The organism is Nostoc sp., from assembly GCF_035638895.1.
Classification (GTDB): Bacteria; Cyanobacteriota; Cyanobacteriia; order Cyanobacteriales; family Nostocaceae; genus Nostoc.
Genome location: NZ_DASQZC010000457.1, coordinates 1 through 2183 on the forward strand (window position 1 = coordinate 1; position 2183 = coordinate 2183).

Sequence of the window (2183 nt, forward strand, 5' to 3'; positions counted from 1 at the left end):
AAGAGTAAGCATCAGAATGAAAAGTTACCTATGCAAAATGCTGAAGTAATCTATTACCAAAATTTCTTTGATGGTAAGGAAAGTAACCAATTATTTGTTGAATTATATGAAACTACTTCTTGGAATCAAGAATATACAATACTCTTTGGTAAACAAGTTAAGCTACCGAGGCTTACAGCTTGGTACGGAGATACTGGTAAATCTTATTCTTACTCTAAAATCAAAATGCAACCTTTTTTATGGACTCCTGTATTAATTAATATTAAATCTAAAATTGAATCTTTCTCTAAAATTAAATTCAATAGTGTGTTACTCAATCTATATCGTGATGGTAAAGACAGCGTAGCTTGGCATAGTGATGATGAACCAGAACTTGGAGAAAACCCTATAATTGCTTCTGTAAGTTTCGGAGCTAATCGTCGTTTTATGTTTAGACATAAAATACAAAAAGAATTAAACTACGAAATTCAACTTACTCATGGAAGTTTACTAATGATGAAAGGAACTACACAGCACTTTTGGCAACATCAAATTCCTAAAACGAATAAAGTTACACAATCAAGAATAAATCTTACTTTCAGACAAATTAAATAACTATTTTTTATATAAAAATAGGATAAATTAATCTGGATAAAATACACAAAAAAACTTGCCTCAGAAGCATCACACCCCCAAGGCAAGCCAACTCTCTAAATTCTTCCTCCGCGCTCTCTGCGCCTCTGTGGTTCGTTAAAGTTGCTTCACTTCCGAAACCAACTTCGCCACCATATCCTTAGCGCTACCAAAAAGCATCGTAGTTTTATCCTTGTAGAACAACTCATTATCTACACCGGCAAAACCCGTACTCATTCCGCGCTTAATTACAATCGTCTGCTTCGCCCGATCTACTTCCAAAATCGGCATACCATAAATCGGGCTACTTGTATCACTCCGCGCCGCCGGATTTACCACATCATTTGCCCCAATTACTAAAGCCACATCCGCTTGATCAAACTGGGGATTAATATCATCCATATCGTACAACTGGGTATAAGGCACATTTGCCTCCGCCAGCAATACATTCATGTGCCCCGGCATTCTCCCAGCAACGGGGTGAATGGCATACTTGACATCAACGCCCATTTTTTCTAACTGATCTGACAATTCCCGGACGCTATGTTGGGCTTGAGCAACTGCCATACCATAACCAGGCACAATTACGACAGAACGGGCATAACCCAACATCATCGCCCCTTCTTCAGGATCAATGCTGCGAACGGTTTGATCGGTTGCACCACCACTAGCAGCAGCACCACCAGAACTAGAACCTGTACCAAAAGCGCTGAACAGCACACTAAATAAGGAGCGGTTCATCGCCTTACACATAATCTCGGTGAGGATTAAGCCCGATGCTCCTACCAAAGCACCAGCGATGATTAACATATTGTTCATCACTACGAATCCAGCCGCCGCCGCCGCCACACCTGACAAGGAGTTCAACAGCGAAATTACTACTGGCATATCGCCGCCACCAATGGGGATGACGAACATCACGCCTAACACTAAAGAAACGCCAACCACTCCCAAGAATATGGGTAAGCTATCTGGTGTGATGATTAAATAGCCACTACCTACTATATAAGCACCCAGAAGCAAGAGGTTAAATGGTTGCTGGAATGGAAATGTAATCGGGGAACCACTAATTAAACCTTGCAATTTGGCAAAGGCGAGAAAACTACCTGTGAAGGTAACACCACCGATTAACACGTCCAACAGGATGGAAATGTTGACATCTAGGGGTATCGATTGAGAGCTATCTAATAACCGCCAGAATTCGGCAACGGCTACTAATGCCGAAGCCGCACCGCCCAAACCGTTGAGTAAACCCACCATTTGCGGCATTTCGGTCATTTGGACTTTGTAGGCAACGATCGCACCAATTCCCGATCCAATCGCCAAACCCAACAATATCATCTCGTAGTTCAACACATGTTGATCGAGCATTGTCGCTGCGATTGCCAGCAGCATCCCCACAGCCGCTACAAGATTACCGTTTCTCGCTGTAGCAGGAGATCCCAGCTTTTTCAAGCCCAAAATAAATAACGATGCAGCGACTAAGTACGTCAGCTGAATGCCAGTTGGTAAAAAGTCGCTCACGCCTTAATCTCCTTCTTCTTGAACATTTGCAACATTCTGTCTGTCAC

2 protein-coding genes are annotated in these 2183 nt (G+C 42.2%); one reads left to right on the top strand and one right to left on the bottom strand.

Going from position 1 to position 2183, the window contains the following annotated elements:
• On the top strand, positions 1-594 hold a 594-nt coding region (locus tag VE944_RS23055; protein ID WP_324982433.1), incomplete at its 5' end, for an alpha-ketoglutarate-dependent dioxygenase AlkB family protein.
• A 135-nt stretch (positions 595-729) separates the two neighbouring features.
• Here VE944_RS23055 and VE944_RS23060 read toward each other — a convergent pair.
• Entirely contained in the window at positions 730-2136 is a 1407-nt protein-coding gene (locus VE944_RS23060; protein WP_324982436.1) for an NAD(P)(+) transhydrogenase (Re/Si-specific) subunit beta, read from the bottom strand.
• Between the last annotated feature and the right edge of the window lie 47 nt (positions 2137-2183).